Origin of the sequence: Shimia ponticola (genome assembly GCF_007995215.1) — a bacterium.
GTDB classification, from domain to species: domain Bacteria; phylum Pseudomonadota; class Alphaproteobacteria; order Rhodobacterales; family Rhodobacteraceae; genus Shimia_B; species Shimia_B ponticola.
This window is the reverse complement of the sequence record NZ_VCDK01000003.1, coordinates 1,359,798-1,380,308: the sequence shown is the minus strand read 5'-3', so window position 1 is coordinate 1,380,308 and position 20,511 is coordinate 1,359,798. Positions and strand designations below refer to the sequence as shown.

Sequence of the window (20,511 nt, the reverse complement as noted above, 5' to 3'; positions counted from 1 at the left end):
ATCCTTCCCCTTGCTGCGGTGGGAGGCCGTGATATTCGGATGCCATGCTGAACGTACCAAACATCCTGACGATCTTTCGTCTGATTGCCGCGCCGATGGTGGTGTTGATCTTTTTGATCCTGCCGCGGCCCTATGCGGATTGGATTGCCTTGGTGTTGTTCGTGGGCGCATCGCTGACGGATTTTCTGGATGGGTACCTCGCGCGGCTTTGGAAGCAGACGTCAAAGCTGGGCGCGATGCTCGACCCGATTGCCGATAAGGCGATGGTGATCCTTGCCTTGATCGCGGTGGTGTCGATCTATGGCGCGCAGGTGCATGTGATTGTGCCAGCGGCGCTGATTGCCTTTCGTGAAGTGTTTGTGAGCGGGCTGCGCGAATATCTGGGTGACACGGCTGGCACGCTAAAGGTCACCAAACTGGCTAAATGGAAGACTGCCGTTCAGATGGTCGCGATTGGCGTGCTCTTGGGCAAAGGCATCATCGAACACGGGCTGTATGAGCGGATCGTTGGCATGGACCCTGCCTTGGTTGATGCGATCCTGTCAGGTGCAGAAGAGGACCTTTTCGGTCTGCGCTGGCGCGAGGCTGCGACGAATGTCGCGCGCACGGGGGGCTTTATTCTGATGTGGGCCGCTGCCATTCTGACGCTAATCACGGGCTGGGATTATTTCCGCAAGGCCCTGCCACATCTGAGGGACACATGACGCTCACGGTTCTGTATTTCGCGTGGCTGCGCGAGCGCATCGGCGAAGGCCGCGAAGAGGTTGAGACCGACGCGGCGACCCCTGCTGAACTGGTTGAGGAGTTGCGCGCGCGTGAAGAACGCTATGCGGTGGCGTTTCAGGATATCAGCGCGTTGAAGGTCGCCGTGGATCAAGAACTGGTGGGCTTTGACGCGCCACTGGCGGGCGCGAAAGAGGTGGCGTTTTTCCCACCGATGACGGGCGGCTGATGGATATTCGGGTCCAGTCTGAGCCGTTTCAACCCGGCGCTTTGCTGGACGCGTTCACGGCGGGTGTGTCTGGCGCAGGGGCGGTCGTGAGCTTTACCGGGCTGGTGCGGGATGTGGATGATGCGCTCGAACACATGGTGATCGAACACTATCCCGGCATGACCGAACGGGCGTTGACGAAGATCGCCCAAGACGCGCAGGACCGCTGGCCTCTGTCTGATGTGTTGATCCTGCACCGCTATGGTGAATTGCGCGCCGAGGAGCCGATCATGATGGTCGCCACAGCCTCGCGCCACCGCAAAGCCGCGTTCGAGGCCGCTGATTTCCTGATGGACTACCTCAAATCCCGCGCGCCGTTTTGGAAGAATGAACGGGTGGCCGGGGAAGACCGTTGGGTCGCGGCGACCGAGGAAGACGAAGACGCGCTCAAAGCGTGGGAGACGCGCTGAGGCGCCGTTGCATCCTTCTCGGGACGCGCCCTTCCGTAAGATCAAGTTCACCGCGACCATCAAAAGACCTCCGCAGAGAAGGGATTTTGGATCATGGCGTCTCGAAATGACGCCGCTTTGGTCTGAATGGCCCTGAAAAGGGTCGCATCTCGTCCTGTCCTCAAAATCACTTGCCCTACATCCCCCGAAAGGTTTCCTGCCGGGAGGGCGAACTCATGACACAGACGCAAGACTTTGGCTTTGGCACGCAAATCCGCAAATCCCCATTTTTCGACGCGACGGTGCGGTGGGGCGCGCAGAGATTTTCGGTATACAACCACATGTACATCCCCCGCGATTTCGGGGACCCGGAGCAGAACTTCTGGAACCTCGTGAATGACGCGATTCTATGTGATGTGGCTGTGGAGCGTCAGGTCGAGATCACCGGTCCGGATGCCGCGAAATTTGTGCAAATGCTGACTCCGCGTGATCTGTCGAACATGGCCGTTGGACAGTGCAAATACATCCTCATCACCAATGCCGATGGGGGCATTCTGAATGACCCGATCCTGTTGCGTCTGGCGGAAAATCACTTTTGGATCTCGCTGGCTGACAGCGACATTTTGCTCTGGGCGCAAGGTGTTGCGGTGCACTCGGATCTGGACGTTGAGATCTGTGAACCCGACGTGTCGCCGCTGCAACTGCAGGGGCCGAAATCCGGTGAGATCATGGTTGATCTGTTCGGTGAAAGCGTGCGTGAGCTGAAATACTACTGGCTGCGCGAAGTCGAACTGGAAGGCATCCCGCTTGTCATTTCGCGCACCGGCTGGTCGAGCGAACTGGGCTATGAGCTGTATCTGAGGGACGGCTCAAAGGGTGACATGCTGTGGGAGCGGATCATGGCCGCAGGCATGGAACACGGGCTGAAACCGGGACATACCTCGTCCATTCGCCGCATTGAGGGTGGGATGCTGTCCTACCATGCGGATGCCGACATCCACACCAACCCCTATGAACTTGGGCTGGACCGCTTGGTCAATTTGGATATGGACGCTGATTTCATCGGCAAAGCCGCGCTGCGCCGGATCCGGGACGAAGGCCCCAAGCGCAAGCAGGTCGGGTTGGTGATCGAGGCAGAACCACTGGCCGGGCCGAACACGACCTTCTGGACGATCAATCAGGGCAGCGACGAGATCGGCAAAGTGACTTCGGCCGTCTATTCGCCCCGCCTGAAACAGAACATCGCACTGGCCATGGTAGCAAGCGACCATGCCGTTCTGGGGGCCGAGGTAGAGGTAATGCTGCCATCCGGACCAACCCGCGCAACTGTCGTAGAGCGTCCGTTCTTTGACCCGAAAAAACGCATTGCAGCGGCCTAGGGCAAGACGGACTGATACCTTTGACTGGCTGGCCTGTGCATACCCCTTGTTTTATGCGGCCAGGCCATCTGTTCCCATGGGGAAGGTGGGCATTTGGCCTAGCAGAGTGATGCACGATCCATGCAAAAGCGAAGCAATTCCATGCATATCGCGGATGCAGAATCTGCAACGGAGTGGGGTGTGGTGGGGGGCTGCTTTGCGGACCAAGCTGTCTTGTGCACAGCAAATGACAATGACCGAAGTCAGATCAAAGCGGACCACCAATTGGTCCGGACAGCGATTAGTTATAGCTGCCGTTTGCAACGCAGTTCCTCATCATTACTTAATTATTTGCTGCATACAAGATGCTGAGGTAGGACTCGGCTAGAGCACAAGGGAAAGAACAATGACCGCAGCGGATGACCTCAGCCGATTTTTAGGCCACGACAAGTTTGCGACGGTGATGGCTGACCCACCGTGGCGCTTTCAAAACCGCACCGGCAAAATTGCACCTGAGCACAAGCGGCTTGCTCGGTACCCTACGATGACGCTCGACGACATTTGCGCCCTTCCGGTTTCCGATCATCTAGAAGACCGCGCACACTGCTACCTTTGGGTTCCGAACGCTCTTCTTCCCGAAGGCTTGCAGGTGCTGAAAGCGTGGGGCTTCGAATACAAGTCGAACATCGTTTGGGAAAAGGTCCGAAAAGATGGCGGTCCAGACGGTCGCGGCGTTGGCTTTTACTTCCGAAACGTGACTGAAATCTTGTTGTTCGGGACGCGCGGCAAGAATGTGCGTACACTCGCGCCGGGCAGGTCTAAAGTAAATTTCATCGAAGCAGAAGAGCCTGACAGCGACCTTCTAAAAACCCGGAAACGGGAACACAGTCGCAAGCCGGACGAGCAGTATAAAATTATCGAAGAGTGCTCATGGGGGCCGTTCCTTGAGTTGTTCGGTCGTGGCGTTCGGGAAGGCTGGACGGTTTGGGGCAACCAGGCAGATGCCGATTACAAGCCAAGCTGGAAAACCTATGCTTACAACTCTACCGTAAGTGCTGCCGAATAGGATATAAGAGGCACCGTAGTAGTTGGATTGGAAATCGTTAGAAAGCCGTCCGGGGTCTTTCTCCAAAAACTTCGGCTGGGGGGATGCTCCTGGCTTGGGGTTGTTGCACCGGGTAACCAACGCCGTATTTTCACATGGTATGAAACCTGTGCTGAGAGATACGGCGCGGAAAATAATCGCCCAAAAGGCGGACGGTGACCCGCTCGTTCCACTGAATTTCTTCTTCTACAATCTGGTAGAGCGCGGGGATAGCTACGTCGTTCCTGACCAGTTGGTACTGGAGGCATTGGCCCGTGACCATGACCAGTCCTTTGACCGATTGGCAATGTGCGCGCTGAATTTCAGTCGCGTTGGGGCTTGGGATCGGGCACGCCCCTATCAGTCACATCCGGCTCCTTGGGCGCGGCGTTTCGTAATTGAGGAAGTATGGAATGGCTTTAGCTGGGACACGAGCAAAATCACGTCTGACAAGATCGAAGAGTTCTTCGCTTCCGGGGCAATGGATTACGGTGCTGCGTCGCCGAGAAAGTTCGCCACAAACCTGCACTTCCTGTACCAGCAATCCAGCCTTCTTGGGCTGACCAATTCGGAGAGAGAAGACTGGTGGTCAAGCGCACTCTTCCTGTTCTTGGACCGCTGCATTTTCGACCGGGAAATCAGCCTCAAAATGTCAGCGCAGGACATTCTGTCGTTTGTCGAGACCGAAGACTTTTGGGCACTAACCGCAGCCGATCCGGCGCTTGCCCCATACGCAGCTTTTTCCGTGATCGAGGAATACCTAGACTTGGGCGGACCAGCTCGCTTTACCAACATGGAAGCTACCGGCGGGACTGCGAAAACCCCGTTGAACACAGCCCCCCGTTCCGGCAGTCCTCCAAGCCCTAAGATGCGTAGAGAAAATGCCAAGCCCAAGAAACCGACCGATCTAACCCTGACCGTTGTGCAGCGGGCCTATGCTCGGGCTCAGCGCCAAGTCAGGAATCGGCAGCACGCCGAATGGGTAAAAGCTCTGTATGAAAACCGCTGTGCGATCTGCGGGGTCGCGCTTGTAATCGACCCGACTGGGACGACGTATTCTGAGGCGGGCCACGTGAAGCCGGTAGGCGACCCCTTCAAAGGACCTGACCATCTCCAAAACATTCTACCGTTCTGCCCAAACCATCACAAAGCATTCGACCGAGGTGGGGTGTGGATTAATCCGAACAAAGGTAATCCAATCGTCCGAAGTGCCACGGATGACACGGGCTTTGACGGAAGGAGGCTCGAGCTCTTGTCTGATCACGACTTCGCGGTGGAATTCTTGGAATGGCACGCGCAATACTTCGGACATCTTTCGTGAGTGTCGCGCGAGGCCGATTTCCGTGGATAGGTCAAGTCTCAATAGGTGACCGACGAACATAACTTTGGAAAGTCCGTTTCCTGCGCATCGCTGACCTTTGCGCGCGAGGCAGCATCGGCAGAATGCGCTCCAACCAGCCCTTTGCCGCAACCCCCAACCCCTCCCCTACAACCCCTTCTCCATATCAATCCGGGCGTGGCCTGCGGGAAACTCGAACCTTCCGAATGCGCGGTAGCCGTGGCGGGTGTAGAAAGCTTCGGCCTGCCATGAGTAGGTGTAGAGCATGGCCTTGGTGGCGCCGCGGGTGCGGGCTTCGCATTCGATGGCGGTGAGCAGGGATGAGCCGAGGCCTGTGCCGCGCAGGGCGGGGTCGACCCACAGGCCGCGCACCTCAAGCGCGCCGAGGTAGACGTGACCGCGGCCTCCGGCGATGATTTTGCCCGTCTCGTCGCGTTTGACGATGCTGAACGTGTCGGTCGTCAGCCCTGCGGCCTTGGCATTGTAATCGGCGAAGTTGGCGGCGTATTCGGCGTAGGCCTCGGTATCGTCCTCGACCACCGTTAGGGCCGGATCAAGTGTCCACGTGTAGATCGTGTTCAGGGATCGCCAGAGCGGCCCTTCATCGGTGAAGCTGCCAGATGGCTCTCCGCCTTGGGCGGCGTAAAATGCTTCGGCCTGCGTGTTGCCCTGCACAACAGCAAGACCTGCGCGGCTGTACCCCTCTGTGCGCAGGTGGTTCAGGCCCATCGCCAGCAACGCACGCCCGATCCCCTTCCGGGCAGCGGAACGCGCGACGTAAAGGTGCTTGATTTCTCCCGCGTCGCCATAGGCGGGCTGTGTGGCGGGGCCGACAAACATCATGCCCAAAAGGACATCTGCGTGGCACGCAACAAAGGTGAATTGGGCGGTCGAGGCCAGCGTTGCGGCCCATCCGGCCCGGCGTTTGCTCGGGCCTAGGGCGTCAAAGGCGTCTGCCGGGGCAAGGTCACGGTAGGTGGCACGCCAGACATCGACATGCAGATCAACGATGGCTTCAAGGTCATCCGATGTGGCACGGCGATAGTGGACAGAGCCGATCTCTGCGGCCATCAGCCCGCCATGTTGTTGCGGTCAATAAAGGCGCGCAGTTCTTCGGCCTCGCGCCGTGCGTCGCGCAGCCCGTCCATCGCGGCGCGTAGTTCGGCTTCGGTCTGGGTTAGCTGATTTGTGATCTCGGCCTCGCGCTGCTGCAGGTAGGTGATGGCCTGATCGCGGGTTTCCTCGGCCTCGTGCAATTGCTGGGCCATCCGGTCGAGTTCGCCAACGTCCGATTTGCTGACGCGAGTAAAGCGATTGACCAGCCAGCTTGCGAACCAGCCAAGGGCAAAGGCGACGAAGAGGATGATCGCCGTGGCGAGGATGAGTTCGCTTCTATTCACTTTCAGTCTCTTCTTCGGTGCTGTCTGCTGCTGCCGGGTCTGCGTCGGTGGCGTCAGTGTCGGTTTCAATCAGAGTAAACTCAATACGGCGGTTCGCTTCGCGGCCTTCTTCGGTGCCGTTATCGGCGATGGGCGTTGTTTCTCCATAGCCCTGTGCGCGCAAACCGGGCCACGCGATGCGTTCGTCGCGGAGCGCCGTGAGGACCGCTTCGGCGCGGGTCTGGCTGAGCGATAGGTTCATTTCCTCGCGACCCTGACTATCGGTGTGGCCGGCGACCTCCATTTCGAATTCTGGGCAGGTTCGCAGCACGTCGGCAATCTGGCGCACGGTTTGCTGGCTGGCGCTGTCGAGCGTCGAGGAGCCGGGTTCAAACGTGATCTTCTGCGCCGTGCCGATGCTGACGACCTGTTCGATGCATTCCGCCACGGTCGGGATATTGGCGTTGGGGTCGAGCGCTTCGCTGTAGGACACGTTGATCGAGAAATCCTGCCCCTCGCCTAGTTCATCGGCCAGCACCTGCGCCACGGCGGCGCTGATATTGGGATTGCCGGAGTTGCCGCGCACGCTCACGCGGTCTTCGGTGACGGTCACGGCGCCGTTGTTCAATTCGGCCAGCGCGGCGAGCCCGGCCAGCACCCGCAGCGACCACCGTTGTGGCAGGGCGCTGTGATCTTCGGGCACGACATAGACCGTGTCGGCGCCAAAGCGGGCCTTGGCATAGTTTTCGACTGCGTTCGTGGACAAGGTGTCGCCCATGTGGCCGCGCACCTGCACGTCGCCTTCGGGGCTGCGGGTGGCAATGAATTCGGCGGGGCCTTCTTCGCTGTCATCTACCGGTGTTGGCAAAACGGCGGTGAGGCTGAAGAGGTCTGGAAGGTCGCGTTCGAGGCGGGCACTGACGCGGTTGAATAGGTCCGCGTCGGTACCTTCTGTTGCGATCAGCGTAACTTCGGTATCCGCGATTGTGACGCTGCCGCTGCCGAGTTCGCCAACTGCGCGGATCGCGACGACGCCAGCTTCGCCCCACTGTGTCGTGGGCACGCCCAAGCCGAGACGGCATTCGCCTTTGTCATTCATGCCTGCCTGTACAGCTGCGGCCAGAATTGCGCGTTGCGAGGTTTCGGTATCGGCAGAGCAGGCATCAAAGCGTGCTGTTGATCCGTTTGACAAAAATCGCAGCGTAAAGGGCGAGATCACCGGACGGGGCGCGGAGATATGGATCGCTGTCAGGACTTCTGGCGGGGCATTGCGGGTCAGTTGCCCTTCGAGCCGCGCCTTTTCGCTTTGGCTGTCGGTGATGGCCGTGATGTCGAGGCTGCCTGCTTCGACCGAGATCTTGGATCTTGGCAGGTCGCGCAGACTGTCGAGCGCGTAATCCACGGCCTCGGCCCAGCCGTCAGGTTCAGGAAAGTCCGAGGTCTCCAGAAGGTCGGTGACCGGCGCATCGCCCACGACGCGCTCAATGCGCGACAAGACGAGGTCGCGGTCGGTGTCTTGCGGGATCAGGCCGATCAGGGACACACCAGCGTCATTGCGCAGGATTTCGATCGAGAAACGCGGTGCGACGATCTCTTGGGCTTCGGTTACGTTCATGTTGTCGATCAGTCGCGCGGCATCGACGACGGTGCCCGAGACCGACAGCGCGTTGAAACGGGTGGCCTCGGTCGGGGCTTCGCCTGACAGGATGACCTGCAGCCCGTCAGCCTGAACGCTGGCCCAGTCATGTCCTGCCAGTTCCAGCTCGAACGCCACATCGGCGATCGAGTTTCTTTCAAGCAACTTCACCGATCCCATCGCCGCGACGTATGCCGCGCCGCCAGCCAAGGCAAAGGCCAGTGCAAAAGGTGCAATGTTTGATAGTCGCATTCTTGGTGCTTCTCTCCCGCTTTACGGGTCTATGCCGTCGCGCGGGCGGGATCAATCACACCGCAAGGGCAGCGGCGAAAAAGAGCACAGGGATCAGGCCCGCGTCGCGGTTGGACTGAAAAAGCGGTGTGAGGCTGGCTTTGTCGTCGGGGTTGAAGCGCCCCAACTGCCACATGAGGTGCCAGCCCATGGCCCACGGTCCGATAAGGGCAAAGGCGAGCGCAAGAGGGCTGGCGTTCAGTCCGGCAGCAATGACGCTGACCGTCATCATGGTCACCGTGATCACGAGGAAGCGGCGCAGCCATGCGGGCGTCTGATCGCCAAAGAGACGTGCGGTGGATTTCACGCCAATCAGCGCGTCATCCTCGGTATCCTGATGGGCGTAGATCGTGTCGTAGAACAGGGTCCATGCGATCCCGGCGAGGTAAAGCCCCACCGCTGGCCATCCGAGCGAGCCGCTATGCGCGGTCCATGCCAGCAACGCTCCCCAATTGAACGCCAGCCCGAGAAAGACTTGCGGCCACCATGTGAAGCGTTTGGCAAAGGGGTAGATCGCCACGAAAATCAAAGACGTCATACCGACGGCAATCGTCTGGACAGAGTAGGACAGAAGGATTCCAAAGGCGATCAGCGCTTGCAGCACCATCCACATGACCGCGCCGCGCACCGTGACTTGTCCCGACGGGATTGGCCGGGATTTTGTGCGCGCAACCTTAGCATCAAAATCGCGGTCGGTGATGTCGTTCCATGTGCAGCCTGCGCCCCGCATGAGGAAGGCACCGATGCCGCAACCCGCAATGATCCACAGGTCCCAAAGCCGTGCATTTCCGTCGGCCAAGGCGGCCAGAAGCGTGCCCCAGATGCAGGGAATGAACAAAAGCCATGTGCCGATGGGCCGATCCGCGCGCGACAGGCGAAGGTAGGGGCGGGTCCATGCCGGGGCGTAGGAATCGACCCAGTTGCCTTTGACTGCGTCAGCGACCTGACCTTCGGGTGCTTGGCTCATGTTGGGTTTGCCTCCGGCGGAAGTATTTGAAGCAAGAAGATTGGCGGGTCGGTTTGCTGAATTGCCCCTTGCACCCCGGGGCCGAAGATGGGCCATAAACGGCGCATGAAACATGTTGTGCGGCTCTATGTAGATCACCCTTTGGGCGCGGGGCAAACGGTTCCGCTGGACCGCGACCATGCGAACCGGTTGTTCAACGTCATGCGGATGGGCGAAGGCGACGGTTTGCGCCTGTTCAACGGGCGGGACGGCGAGTGGGCAGCGACCGTGGCGCAGGCGGGAAAACGCGGCGGCGTGGTGGTCTGTGAGGGGCTCGTAGCGGAGGATCGCATGCCAGCGGACGTCTGGTTGTGCTTTGCACCGATCAAGAAGGATCGGACCGAGTTCATCGTCGAGAAGGCGACGGAGTTGGGCGCGGCGCGGATTGTACCGATGATCACCCGCTTTACTAACTCGGACCGGGTGCGTGTGGACCGGTTGCAGGCCCATGCCTTGGCCGCGATTGAGCAATGCGGCGGAACGATCCAGCCAGAGGTGTCCGAGCCTGTGAAGTTCGACGCGCTGATGCGTGACTGGGCAAGCGAGCGCCGGATCATGTTCTGCGACGAGACGGCCGAGGCCGGAGTGTTGCCAGAGCAACCCGGGCCATGGGCGATCTTTATTGGCCCGGAGGGCGGATTTTCAGACGATGAACGCGCTCAGCTTGCCGAGGTTGGCCACACCGTCAGCCTTGGTCCCCGCATCCTGCGTGCGGATACGGCGGCGGTGGCGGCGCTGACGCTGTGGCAGCAGAAGCTAGGGGATTGGGTATGAGCTGGATCCGGCCAGAGGCGCGCGAGACACTGATGACATGGCGCGAGGTGGGTTTTGGCGTGATCTTGATGGCGATTGGTGTGAATTGGACCATCTCAGGAACCGGGCTTGCGCCCATCCTTGGCGCGGTCATTGCCGTGATCGGCGCGGCTGTTGCCTTTGTCGGGTGGAGGCGCGTGCAACTGCCGAAGGGCGGCGGCGGTCCTGGGATCGTTGAGGTCGATGAACGCCGCATTGCCTATCTCTCGGGGCATGGCGGCGGGGCGCTGTCGGTCGAGGCCCTGGTCCGCGTCGAAGTGGAGACCAGCCCAAGCGGTCGCTTGATCTGGCGGTTCCGCGATGACGAGGGGCAGGTGTTGAATATCCCGAGCGATGCAACAGGGGCCGAAGAGCTGCTGGATGCGCTCGTCTCGCTGCCGGGACTGAATTACGATCAGGCTGCACAGGCCGTCCGGGCTGAGCGCACAGACAGGTTCCTGATTTGGCAGAAAGATCGGCGCGCGCTGCATTGACTTCGCGGGTGGGTCGCGCCACCTCTGGGCGCAGACCATACGAACGAGGGCCTGCCCCATGTCTATTCCTCAATCCGGCGGCGGGCCGATCGAAAGCTTTGACCAGCTTGCTGGCTATATGGAAGCCGGGTGCAAGCCTAAGGACGATTGGCGCATTGGGACCGAGCATGAGAAGTTCGGCTACTGCAAAGACAGCCTGAAGCCGCTGCCCTATGACGGACCGCGGTCCATCAAAGCCATCCTTGAGGGGCTGCGAGACCGGTTCGGCTGGGACGCGGTTGAGGAAGGCGGCAACATTATCGGGCTGACCAAGGGTGGTGCGAATGTGTCGCTGGAGCCCGGCGGAGCACTGGAGTTGTCGGGCGCGCCGCTCGTGTCCATCCACGAGACCTGTGACGAGGTGAACAGCCACCTGAAAGAGGTGCAGGCGATTTCCGATGATATCGGAGCCGGGTTCATTGGGCTGGGCGCTGCGCCGACATGGTCCCATGACGAGATGCCGTTGATGCCTAAAGGGCGTTACAAGCTGATGGACGCCTACATGCAGAAGGTCGGCACCATGGGCCGGTCGATGATGCGGCGTACCTGTACGGTTCAGGTGAACCTCGATTTCGCATCCGAGGCCGATATGGTTCAGAAGATGCGCGTGGCCGTCGCGTTGCAGCCTGTGGCGACCGCGCTCTTTGCCAATTCGCCGTTCTTTGAGGGCAAGCCAAACGGTCATAAATCGTGGCGGTCTCGCATTTGGCGCGATCTGGACGATGACCGTACTGGGATGGTGCCGTTCATTTTTGACGATGGCTTCGGGTTCGAAGCATGGGTCGATTACGTGCTGAATGTGCCGATGTATTTCGTCTATCGTGATGGCGAATATATCGACGCGCTGGGCATGTCGTTTCGGGATTTCCTAGAGGGCAAGCTTCCTGCGCTGCCGGGTGAGACGCCAACGCTAAGCGACTGGGCCGATCACATGACGACAGTCTTTCCCGAGGCACGGGTGAAGAAATACATCGAAATGCGTGGCGCGGATGGCGGGCCATGGCGGCGGCTGTGTGCACTGCCTGCGTTTTGGGTTGGGCTCACCTATGATCAGGGCGCGTTGGATGCTGCGTGGGATCTGGTCAAAGGCTGGGATGCCGAGACGCGCGAAGAATTGCGGGTGCAGGCTTCGGTCGCGGGATTGCAGGCCGAAGTGGGCGGGATCAAGATGCATGACCTTGCACGCGAGGTTGTCGGCATTGCGGATGCTGGTTTGGCGTCGCGGGCGCTTCCCGGCGCGGGCGGCATGGTGCCGGATGAGACGCATTTCCTGAATGCTCTTAAGGACAGTCTGGAAAGTGGCCAGACGCCTGCGGACGAGTTGCTTGAGAAGTTCCACGGGGAGTGGAGTGGCGATCTGAGCCGGATTTTTCCGGAGTACTCTTACTAACTGTGCTTTTACTGAAATGAGGGCTGGCCCCGACCGAGGGTGGGGGTGAAGCCCCCGCCCGTGGGGGCGGTCGGGGGCTGCCCGGTGGTCCCCACCGGGCGGTTCGTCTGATCAGCGCCGACTCACTGCAGTGGCAGACAAATATCCGTCACCAAATCCTCTGGCGCGGTGTCATGCGGGCTGTTGAGATAAACCTCGATCACTGGCGCGTCGCGGGGTTCCTCGGATGAGTTGGGTAGCCATTCGCCGTAGAGATAGTCATAGGCGGCGCGGAGGCCTGCATAGGGTCCGGTATAGCGCAGGCGGGCGATGCGGCCTGCGGCCAAGGGGACTTCTTCCAGCACGTCTGGCATGTCCATCGCGTCGGTGACAATCACGCCTGCATGGCTCTTCAGCTCCTCCGGAGCCACGGCATTGGGGTCATCATAGTAAACGCCAGCCATGCCGGTGGCATGAGACCACAGATTGCGCGAGGTCATGATAGCCTGCACTTGTTCAAAGGCGGCGCCGACCTCAAGATAGGGACCCTTATGAGCAATCGCGCCGAGGCGCTGGGCGGGCATGGTGGTCAGTTCCACAGTGTACATCACGAAATCCTCCGGTGATTTTCTGAGCATGATGGAGCGCAGTTCGCCCCGGTTGCGGAACGTCGAAGGGGTGGTGCCATAGGCGTCTTTGAAGAGACGCGTGAAGGCTGCCTGTGATCCGAGCCCGGTTGCCTTGGCGATGTCGGGGATCGTGCGGTCCGTCTGGACAAGCCAACAGGCGGCACGGTGCAAGCGCATCCGGCGCACGGCCTGTGCGCAGGTTTCGCCTGTCATGCCGTGAAACACCCTGTGCCAGTGAAACCGGCTCATGGCGGCCACATCGCAGAGCGCATCCAGCGACAGGTCACCATCGACGTTGTCGTAGATGTATTCCAACACACGGCGCATGCGGGCTTCGTATTGGCTCAGGCTTGTCATGGGGGGCTCCCGTCTTCGTCGTTCCAAGGATGACGTAGCGCAGAGCGTTTTGACAAATCTTGCTGAGTTTTGGGTCGTATTTCTTTGATGAGGGCTGCGCCTGACCCTGGGTGGGCGCATTGCGCCCTCCCGTCACGCTGCAAGCGTGCCTTTGGCACGACGGGAGGGTCGGGCGCTGCCCGGTGGTTCCCACCGGGCAGGTGAGTTTATCAAAGGTACTCGGGAAACGTCTTCTTCATTAACACTTCCAACTCGGGAAATGGCTCAAGTGCGATCCCGTCCAAACCACCACGTTCGTATTTCCATGAGGTCGAAATCTGGCGGCAGTGGAGCATCAGAAAATCAAGGTCGATGGGGTCTTTCTGGTTTTCCAGAAAGTGCATCAGCCACTGGTGTTCGCCGTATTTCCCGTTGGGATCGACGCACCATTTGCGGTTGGCCTTGGGCTGACGCTTTGCGCCCGGCTTGCGGGGGACGGACAGATTGGTGTGGTGGACGTGGCGGAGGGGTTTTTTGACCCGAGCGGCGGTGTCTTCGTCCACATAGATCCATTCCGCATTCGCGCGGACATAGCCGATGTCCGACTGTGCGGTCGCGTCAAAGATTGACTGGCCTGACCACGAAAAGATCAACTCATCAATGTCGACATTCAGCACCGCGCGGCAGTTCTTGAACAGTCGGCGACGGATGATCTCGGCTGTGGAGCGCTGAAGGTAAAGCGACGACGTGTTGGCCTGACCTTCGGCATTGGGCCCAAAGGGGAGCGGGGCCGAGATCACGCATGCGCGCTCGATCCCCTCGACCTCATCAATTGCGGCCCGCAGATCGTCTACGGAGTAAGTCGTTGATCCGTTGTCAACGAGCGCCATGGCGTTCAGCCCATGGACGCGCACGTAAAAGCGCAGCCAATCCTGTATCCATTCAAGGCGGTTGTCCTTGTTGATCGAAAAGACGGCGTTCTTACCTGCAAAGAGATCGAGCCGCGTGTCGCCGACGGGCAGGTCGCCGGACACCTTTTCATGTTCGAAACGCACGATCTGTGGAATGGATTTCACGCCTTTGAGCCGGATCAGCGAACAGCGGCTGAGATTCTCGATCTTGACGCGACCGTGTTCGGTGCCGTCCACACAGAACACCATATCGCGCACCAAACCGATAAAGTTCAGCAAGCGCGGGCACAGGATCCATACCTCGTTGATGTCATCGCGATAAAAGCAATCATAGACGAAAGTGTGAAAGTCGTATCGGTCGTCATAATTTGGCGCGCGGTCTTCGAATTTTCCCTGCCTGTCGCGGAACATGGACGGATGCGAGCCGTCGAAGACAAAGCTCGAAAGCGGGAGTTCGAAGGTCTTGGGGTTTGCCACTGCGCGATCCTGCCGCTTGTCTGAAATGAGGCCGGTCTTGTGCCGGGCTTGGCCTGACCCTACGCAGGTGATGGCAGACGGTCAATTTCAAGGCAGTGCGCGCGGCATTGCATCAACGTCAAAGCCCCGCCATATAGCCCAAGACCGCCCGAACAAGACAAGGCACCGCACGGCATGACCAATTACCTCGATTTCGAAAAGCCATTGGCCGAGATTGAAGGCAAGGCGAGCGAACTTCGCGCGCTGGCCCGTGAGAACGAGGAAATGGATGTCGAGGCGGAGGCCTCTGCTCTGGATCAAAAGGCGGCAAAGCTTTTGACGGATCTTTACGTCAATCTGACGCCTTGGCGGAAATGCCAGGTCGCGCGGCATGCGGACCGACCCCATTGCCAGGATTATATCAACGCGCTCTTTACCGAGTTCACGCCTTTGGCTGGGGATCGGAATTTTGCCGATGACCATGCGGTCATGGGCGGGTTGGCGCGGTTTGATGACAAGCCGGTTGTGGTGATTGGCCATGAAAAAGGCAACGACACCAAAAGCCGGATTGAACGCAATTTCGGCATGGCGCGGCCTGAAGGCTATCGCAAGGCGATCCGGCTGATGGATCTGGCGGACCGGTTTGGTTTGCCGATCATCTCTCTTGTGGACACGCCCGGTGCCTATCCCGGCAAGGGGGCCGAGGAACGCGGTCAGTCCGAGGCGATTGCGCGCTCGACCGAGAAATGCTTGCAGGTCAAGGTGCCGGTGATTTCCGTGATCATCGGTGAAGGCGGATCAGGCGGCGCGGTGGCCTTTGCCACGGCGAACCGGGTCGCGATGCTGGAGCATTCTGTCTATTCGGTCATCAGCCCCGAAGGCTGTGCGTCGATCCTTTGGAAAGATGCCGAAAAAATGCGCGAGGCCGCTGAGGCATTGCGTCTGACGGCGCAGGACCTGCGTGAGTTAGGGGTCTGTGACAGCATCATCGAAGAGCCACTTGGGGGCGCACATCGTGCGCGCGATGTGGCCATGCAGGCGGTTGGCGGCACGCTGCGCACGTTCCTGAGCGAATTGACCCCGCAGAGCGGTGATGAGTTGGTGAGCAACCGGCGTAAGAAATATCTCGCAATTGGGTCGACTGGTTTGGCGGCTTAAGCCTGCTTAGGCTGCAGACTTGCGACGCGAGACGGCTAGGCCAAGCGCTGTCATCACATATATCACGACCAAGCTCGCAGCGCTCAGCGCTGCAAAGCCGACAAAGGCTGCGCCGAGCCCCTCAGTCCCGAGATCGGCGAGCGGGCCTGCCATGGTGTCAAAGGCCAAAGTCCAACCCAGCGTAGCGACAAAGGCTGCAGCGACCGCCAGCACTCCAAGGCGCGAGGCCCAGACGGCAACCGGCGCACGGCGGCCCATGGCAAGGCTGCGGCGGAAGGTGCGGATCTGAGAGCCAACATCCATCTGAACCGCGATCAGGGCCGGGACGATCAGCAGAACGAGAAACATGCCAAACCCCAACCCATAGACAAGGGTGATGACGGTTGGCTTCAGGAACTCGGCTTGATTTGATCCTTCATAGAGCAAGGGCGCGAGGCCCAGCACAGTGGTCAGCGTGGTCAAAAGGACAGGACGCAGCCGGTCAGATGCGCCGTCGATGATCGCCGGGATCAGGCCGCGATCTTCGGCGTATTCGTCGATGGTCGTCACCAGTACGATCGAGTCGTTGATGATGATCCCGGTCATTCCAAGGAAGCCCACTATTGAGAACATGCTGAGCGGCACGTCCCAGATGTAATGCCCCCAGATCATGCCCACGGCTCCAAACGGGATGATCGCCATCACGACAAGCGGGCGTGTCCAGCTTCCGAATATCCATGAAAGCGCAAGGAAAATGCCCAACAGGACCAGCATCAACCCGTTTCTCGCATCGGTAAGAAAACTGTTTTCCTGCTCATTCAGGCCAGAGAACTGGTACTGGATTGAAAAATCTTCGGCCAGTTGCGGCAGGATTTCGGCCTCCATCTGTTCCTGAATCGCGGTGGCGCGGGCAGGATCGTCTTCTGACAGATCGCCGGTGACCGAGATCAATTGAATGCCGTTTTCCCGGCGCACGGTCGAAAAACCTGTCCTGCGGTCAACGGTGACGATATCGGCCAGCGGGACATAAGCGCCTTCGTCTGTGCGCAGCTGCATCCGGTCCATGAAGTCTGCGGTCAGTTCCCCGGTAGGCAGTTCGACGCGGATGGTGGCCGACCGGGTCCCATCCGGGAATTCGACGGCATCAATACCGTTGAGCCGATTGCGCAGGACGCGGCCCAGATCGTCGATGGAAAAGCCAAGCGTTTGCCCCTGCGGTGTGAGTTCGAGGATCAATTCCTCTTTATCAAAGGCCAGATTGTCCTGAAGCGCGGATACCTCAGGAAATTGGGACAGGGTGGCTTGCAGGTTTTCGCTGGCGTCTTTCAGGGTTTCGGCGTTGGCCCCGTAGAGTTCGACGGAGAGAGAGTCGCCTCCCGGCCCAGAGCGCCAGCCCCGGAAGCTGATGGTTTCGACCAGCGGATGGCGCGGGACCCGATCTTGCAGGTCGGCCACAAAGGCAAAGGACGAATAGGGGCGGCTGTCGGCGTCGATCAATTCAATGGCGAGCGAGCCAAGTTGGTCGGGCTCTTTTGTTTCAGAACCGGCAAGTCCGCGCCCGGAGTTGCCGCCGATTTCGGCAATTGCGTAGCTGATCGGGTTGGTGCCGTGTCGCTCTTCATATTCGCGGCCAAGGTCCTCGGCGGCTTTTTGCATGATCAGCATCATTTCAAGCGTGTCTTCGCGGGTGGCCCCTGGAGCCATGGCAAAGTTGCCGGTCACGGATCCGCGTTCAGGCGCATTGAAAAAGCGCCAATTCACATCGCCATTGATGAACAGAACGGCCTGTGAGGCCAAGAGCACGATGGCGCCCGCGAATACGGGGTAACGCAGGGCGATAACCAGACGCATGAAGCGGCGGAACAGGGTGTCGCGTACCCAGTTGAAGCCCCTGTTCACCGTGCGGGAAGGCCAGTCATACCAACGCTCGTTTTGCGACGCTGCGAGCGCCCGCGACATGTGATGCGGCAAGATCAGGAAACATTCGACCAGCGATGCAATCAGTACAACGATCACGGTGAAGGGAATGTCCTGAATAAGGTCCCCAAAGCGGCCACCGATCACGACCAGACCAAAGAACGCGATGATTGTCGTGATGGTGGCGCAGAATACCGGGGTGAACATGCGCCGCGCGGCATTCTCGGCTGCGACCTCTGGTGGTTCGCCCAGAGTTCTGAAGCGGTAGTCAGCGTGTTCGCCGACAACAATGGCGTCATCGACCACGATCCCCAGCGTGATGATCAGCGCAAAGAGCGAGATCATATTGATGGTCAGACCTGCTGCAAACATCAGGGCAATGGCCGCCGACATGGCCACAGGGATACCCGCTGCCACCCAGAACGCGGTGCGCGCATTGAGAAACAGAAACAGCAGGCCAACCACCAGTGCGAGGCCCATGAGACCATTATCCATCAGGATGTTCAGACGGCCTGTGATGGCCTCGGCCCGGGTCCGGATCAGGTCGATGCTGACGCCCGCCGGCAAGGTCGTGGTCAGTTCGGCCGCGACCTCTTCAACCGTGCGTTGGATGTCTATGGCGTCCCCTTGTTCCGAGCGGTCCACGCGCACCGAAATCGCGGGGTTCTCACCAACGAAATAGGCTCGATTGCGGTCGATGCCTTCGACGCGCACGGTGGCCACGTCCGAGATGCGCAGTTTGGAGCCATCCGGGTTTGAGCGCAGGACGATATCGCCAATCTCATCCGCGCCGCGCTTGGCAACGCCCGTGCGCACGCGCGCTGCGTTTGATACATCGCCCGCCGGATCGGCAACGGCCTCTTCTTCGATTGCGTCGGCAATCTCGGACATGCTGACGTCATATTGGATCAAAGAGAGCGACGGCACCTCCACGATGGTGGATGGGGCTGCAACGCCCCGGATCGTGGTGCGGGTGACACCTTCGGCAAAGAGGCGGACGACAAATTCATCCGCAAAGCGGCCAAGCTGATCAACCCCGACTGGTCCGGTAATCACGACATCCGTCACGCGGTCCCGCCAAGCGCCGCGCCGGACGCGAGGATCTTCGGCGTCGTCCGGGAGTTGGCCGACAACGCTATCGACAGCAACCTGCACGTCATCGGCGGCGCGGGACATGTCCCAACCCGGTTCAAATTCGAGCGTGATGCGCGCGGAGCCCTCAGAGGATCGGGCGGCGGTGGATGTCACGCCTTCAACGGCCAAGAGCGTCGGTTCCATGATCTGGACAATCGCCCGGTCCACATCCTCGGCACCGGCACCTCGCCAAGAGGTGCTGACGGTAACGTCGTCGATAATGACATCAGGAAAAAACTGCGCCCGCATGTTGGGGAAGGCAAAGATGCCTGCGGCCACCATGAGCACCATCAACAGGTTGGCGATGGTGTGGTGACGCGTGAAATAAGACAGGATGCCGGAAGCCTTTTGCATGATCAGCCCCCCATGCGGCCTTCGATGCGTTCCACCATGGCGGCGGGCACCTCGGGTTGCTGCAACTGGCTCAGGACGCGTTCCTTGGCTGCGGCGGGCATGCGGTTGTTGGCTTCGACAAAGGCAATCAGCCGCGTGCGGCGTTCCTCGTCGAGCGCAATCATGGCTGGCGCTGCTGCGATCTCGGTTCCGTCACTGGGGCTGAGCGGACGCACCTTGATCCCGGCACCAAGCAGGGGTGAGCGTTCGGCAACGATTTGTTGGCCAGCCAAGCCGCGCGCGCGCACGAGCACGTCCTCTCCCTGACGGCGGACCAACATGACATCGGCTTCGCTCAGGCGCTCATCTTCGCCAACGACAAGGACCTTGTTCGACGCAGAAAGGGCCGCCGACGGGATCGTGGCCACGCCACGGACCGAGGGCTCGCGGATGCCGACACGGACGAAATCTCCGGGACGCAGGCCGCTGGCGTCGCTCAGGCTGACAAATAGCTGCCGCCCGGTCTGCCCTTCACCAACCGATGCGCTTTCGCGGCTGACCGTGCCGTCTATAGTTAGATCAAGGCCAAAGACATCCAGCGTCACTTGTGCAGGACTTTCAAGAAGTTGTCCGCTTTCCGTCAGGCGGTTGTATTGCGAGGTGGAAACGCGAACAGCGACCTCAAGTGCAGATGGATCGATGAGTTGAGCGACACGTTCGTTGGTAGACACAACTCCTCCCTCGACGATGGACACGTCGCTGAGCGTGCCGTCAAAGGCCGCGTAGATTTCAGTGTTCGTCAAATCGCGTCGGGCTTCGTCGAGATTGATCTGTGCCCGGTCGCGGCGGATTTTGGCTGTGTTCAGGCGAGCTTCCGCGGATTGGATGGCCTGTTGACGCGACAGCACAGCTTGGCGCGCAGAGGAGGCAGACAGTTCTGCGCTTTCCAAGGCGGCTTCGGTGCCGACGCCACGATCGACCAGATCGCGCTGACGGTTCAGCGCACGTTCCCGCAAGGCAGCCTGTTCGCGCGCAGCGCTGAGATCATCGCGGCTAAGTGCGAGCGCATTTTGTGCGTCAGTAACCTCGCCTTCGGCATCAAGAAGATCGACTTCTGCTAAGGCCACGCTGGTTTCTGCATCGGCTGGATCAATGCGCATCAATAGACTGCCCGCGTTGATCCGACCGCCTTCGACAAAAGAAGGTGCCAATTCGACGACGGTGCCAGACACCTCGCTGCGAATATCGAGGGCGCGGCGGCTCTGTACCTCTCCAAAGACTTCAAGCACAGGCTCGACGGTGCCGGGGATCAGCGTGATGGTGTTCACCGCAAAGACCCTCTCACGTGCCGGGCGCGAGCCCGGTTCTTCGTTCATTTGGGCGATGATAGCGGTCTGCACATTGCCAAACGCATACGCCAATAGACCAAGCGTCAAAGCCACCATGAACAATCCCGTGAGGGAGCGTCGGAGAAATCGCATTAGGTCGTCC

At 59.8% G+C, this 20,511-nt stretch carries 18 protein-coding genes; 10 read left to right on the top strand and 8 right to left on the bottom strand.

The window, feature by feature from the left end; genetic code table 11:
- Window positions 1–44 precede the first annotated feature (44 nt).
- The 6 genes from pgsA to FE702_RS10080 all read left to right on the top strand — a co-directional run bounded on the left by pgsA (window position 45) and on the right by FE702_RS10080 (window position 5,143).
- A complete protein-coding gene (pgsA, locus tag FE702_RS10105; RefSeq protein WP_147126104.1) occupies window positions 45–704 on the top strand; it encodes a CDP-diacylglycerol--glycerol-3-phosphate 3-phosphatidyltransferase in 660 nt (219 codons plus the stop codon).
- Window positions 701–952 carry a molybdopterin converting factor subunit 1 gene (moaD, locus tag FE702_RS10100; protein WP_147126103.1) on the top strand — a complete coding sequence of 84 codons (252 nt, stop codon included), beginning with the start codon at window positions 701–703 and terminating at the stop codon, window positions 950–952. Before pgsA ends, moaD begins: the two co-directional genes overlap by 4 nt.
- Entirely contained in the window at window positions 952–1,401 is a 450-nt protein-coding gene (locus FE702_RS10095) for a molybdenum cofactor biosynthesis protein MoaE (protein WP_147126102.1), read from the top strand. The genes moaD and FE702_RS10095 overlap by 1 nt, the downstream gene beginning before the upstream one ends.
- A gap of 215 nt (window positions 1,402–1,616) precedes the next feature.
- The gene (locus tag FE702_RS10090; protein ID WP_147126101.1) at window positions 1,617–2,759 is read left to right on the top strand and encodes a glycine cleavage T C-terminal barrel domain-containing protein; all 1,143 of its coding nucleotides are present in this window, start codon (window positions 1,617–1,619) and stop codon (window positions 2,757–2,759) included.
- Between the two features lie 385 nt (window positions 2,760–3,144).
- Window positions 3,145–3,804, top strand: a complete 660-nt coding sequence (locus tag FE702_RS10085) for an MT-A70 family methyltransferase (protein ID WP_147126100.1) — start codon at window positions 3,145–3,147, stop codon at window positions 3,802–3,804.
- Between the two features lie 139 nt (window positions 3,805–3,943).
- Entirely contained in the window at window positions 3,944–5,143 is a 1,200-nt protein-coding gene (locus tag FE702_RS10080) for an HNH endonuclease (RefSeq protein WP_147126099.1), read from the top strand.
- Between the two features lie 165 nt (window positions 5,144–5,308).
- Here FE702_RS10080 and FE702_RS10075 read toward each other — a convergent pair whose 3' ends face one another.
- Genes FE702_RS10075 through ubiA form a run of 4 tightly spaced genes read right to left on the bottom strand, consistent with a single transcriptional unit; the run spans window position 5,309 to window position 9,434 of the window.
- Window positions 5,309–6,232 (bottom strand): GNAT family N-acetyltransferase, encoded by a 924-nt coding sequence (locus tag FE702_RS10075; RefSeq protein ID WP_147126098.1) that lies wholly within the window; start codon window positions 6,230–6,232, stop codon window positions 5,309–5,311.
- A complete protein-coding gene (locus FE702_RS10070; RefSeq protein ID WP_147126097.1) occupies window positions 6,232–6,561 on the bottom strand; it encodes a hypothetical protein in 330 nt (109 codons plus the stop codon). Before FE702_RS10070 ends, FE702_RS10075 begins: the two co-directional genes overlap by 1 nt.
- Window positions 6,554–8,428, bottom strand: a complete 1,875-nt coding sequence (locus tag FE702_RS10065) for an OmpA family protein (RefSeq protein WP_147126096.1) — start codon at window positions 8,426–8,428, stop codon at window positions 6,554–6,556. The genes FE702_RS10070 and FE702_RS10065 overlap by 8 nt, the downstream gene beginning before the upstream one ends.
- Window positions 8,429–8,483: 55 nt before the next feature.
- Window positions 8,484–9,434: a 4-hydroxybenzoate octaprenyltransferase gene (gene ubiA, locus FE702_RS10060; protein ID WP_255449649.1), complete on the bottom strand. Its 951-nt coding sequence runs from the start codon at window positions 9,432–9,434 to the stop codon at window positions 8,484–8,486.
- Window positions 9,435–9,539: 105 nt separating this feature from the next.
- On the opposite strand from ubiA, the gene FE702_RS10055 reads away from it, so the two are divergent.
- From FE702_RS10055 to FE702_RS10045, 3 genes are read left to right on the top strand one after another with little or no spacing between them, the layout of a single operon-like run.
- Window positions 9,540–10,247, top strand: coding sequence for a 16S rRNA (uracil(1498)-N(3))-methyltransferase (locus FE702_RS10055; RefSeq protein ID WP_147126094.1), 708 nt, complete (start codon window positions 9,540–9,542; stop codon window positions 10,245–10,247).
- Entirely contained in the window at window positions 10,244–10,759 is a 516-nt protein-coding gene (locus FE702_RS10050; protein WP_147126093.1) for a hypothetical protein, read from the top strand. Before FE702_RS10055 ends, FE702_RS10050 begins: the two co-directional genes overlap by 4 nt.
- Window positions 10,760–10,817: 58 nt before the next feature.
- A complete protein-coding gene (locus tag FE702_RS10045; protein WP_147126092.1) occupies window positions 10,818–12,188 on the top strand; it encodes a glutamate--cysteine ligase in 1,371 nt (456 codons plus the stop codon).
- Between the two features lie 122 nt (window positions 12,189–12,310).
- Here FE702_RS10045 and FE702_RS10040 read toward each other — a convergent pair whose 3' ends face one another.
- The gene (locus FE702_RS10040; protein ID WP_147126091.1) at window positions 12,311–13,153 is read right to left on the bottom strand and encodes an AraC family transcriptional regulator; all 843 of its coding nucleotides are present in this window, start codon (window positions 13,151–13,153) and stop codon (window positions 12,311–12,313) included.
- A 209-nt stretch (window positions 13,154–13,362) separates the two neighbouring features.
- A complete protein-coding gene (locus FE702_RS10035) occupies window positions 13,363–14,520 on the bottom strand; it encodes a hypothetical protein (RefSeq protein WP_147126090.1) in 1,158 nt (385 codons plus the stop codon).
- Window positions 14,521–14,694: 174 nt separating this feature from the next.
- Here FE702_RS10035 and FE702_RS10030 point away from each other — a divergent pair, with 174 nt between their 5' ends.
- Window positions 14,695–15,657, top strand: a complete 963-nt coding sequence (locus FE702_RS10030) for an acetyl-CoA carboxylase carboxyltransferase subunit alpha (RefSeq protein ID WP_147126089.1) — start codon at window positions 14,695–14,697, stop codon at window positions 15,655–15,657.
- A 6-nt stretch (window positions 15,658–15,663) separates the two neighbouring features.
- Here FE702_RS10030 and FE702_RS10025 read toward each other — a convergent pair whose 3' ends face one another.
- Together FE702_RS10025 and FE702_RS10020 are read right to left on the bottom strand one after the other, a co-directional pair.
- Complete coding sequence (locus FE702_RS10025; RefSeq protein WP_147126088.1) at window positions 15,664–19,041, bottom strand: efflux RND transporter permease subunit; 3,378 nt, start codon at window positions 19,039–19,041, stop codon at window positions 15,664–15,666.
- 2 nt (window positions 19,042–19,043) lie between these two features.
- Entirely contained in the window at window positions 19,044–20,501 is a 1,458-nt protein-coding gene (locus FE702_RS10020; RefSeq protein ID WP_147126087.1) for an efflux RND transporter periplasmic adaptor subunit, read from the bottom strand.
- Between the last annotated feature and the right edge of the window lie 10 nt (window positions 20,502–20,511).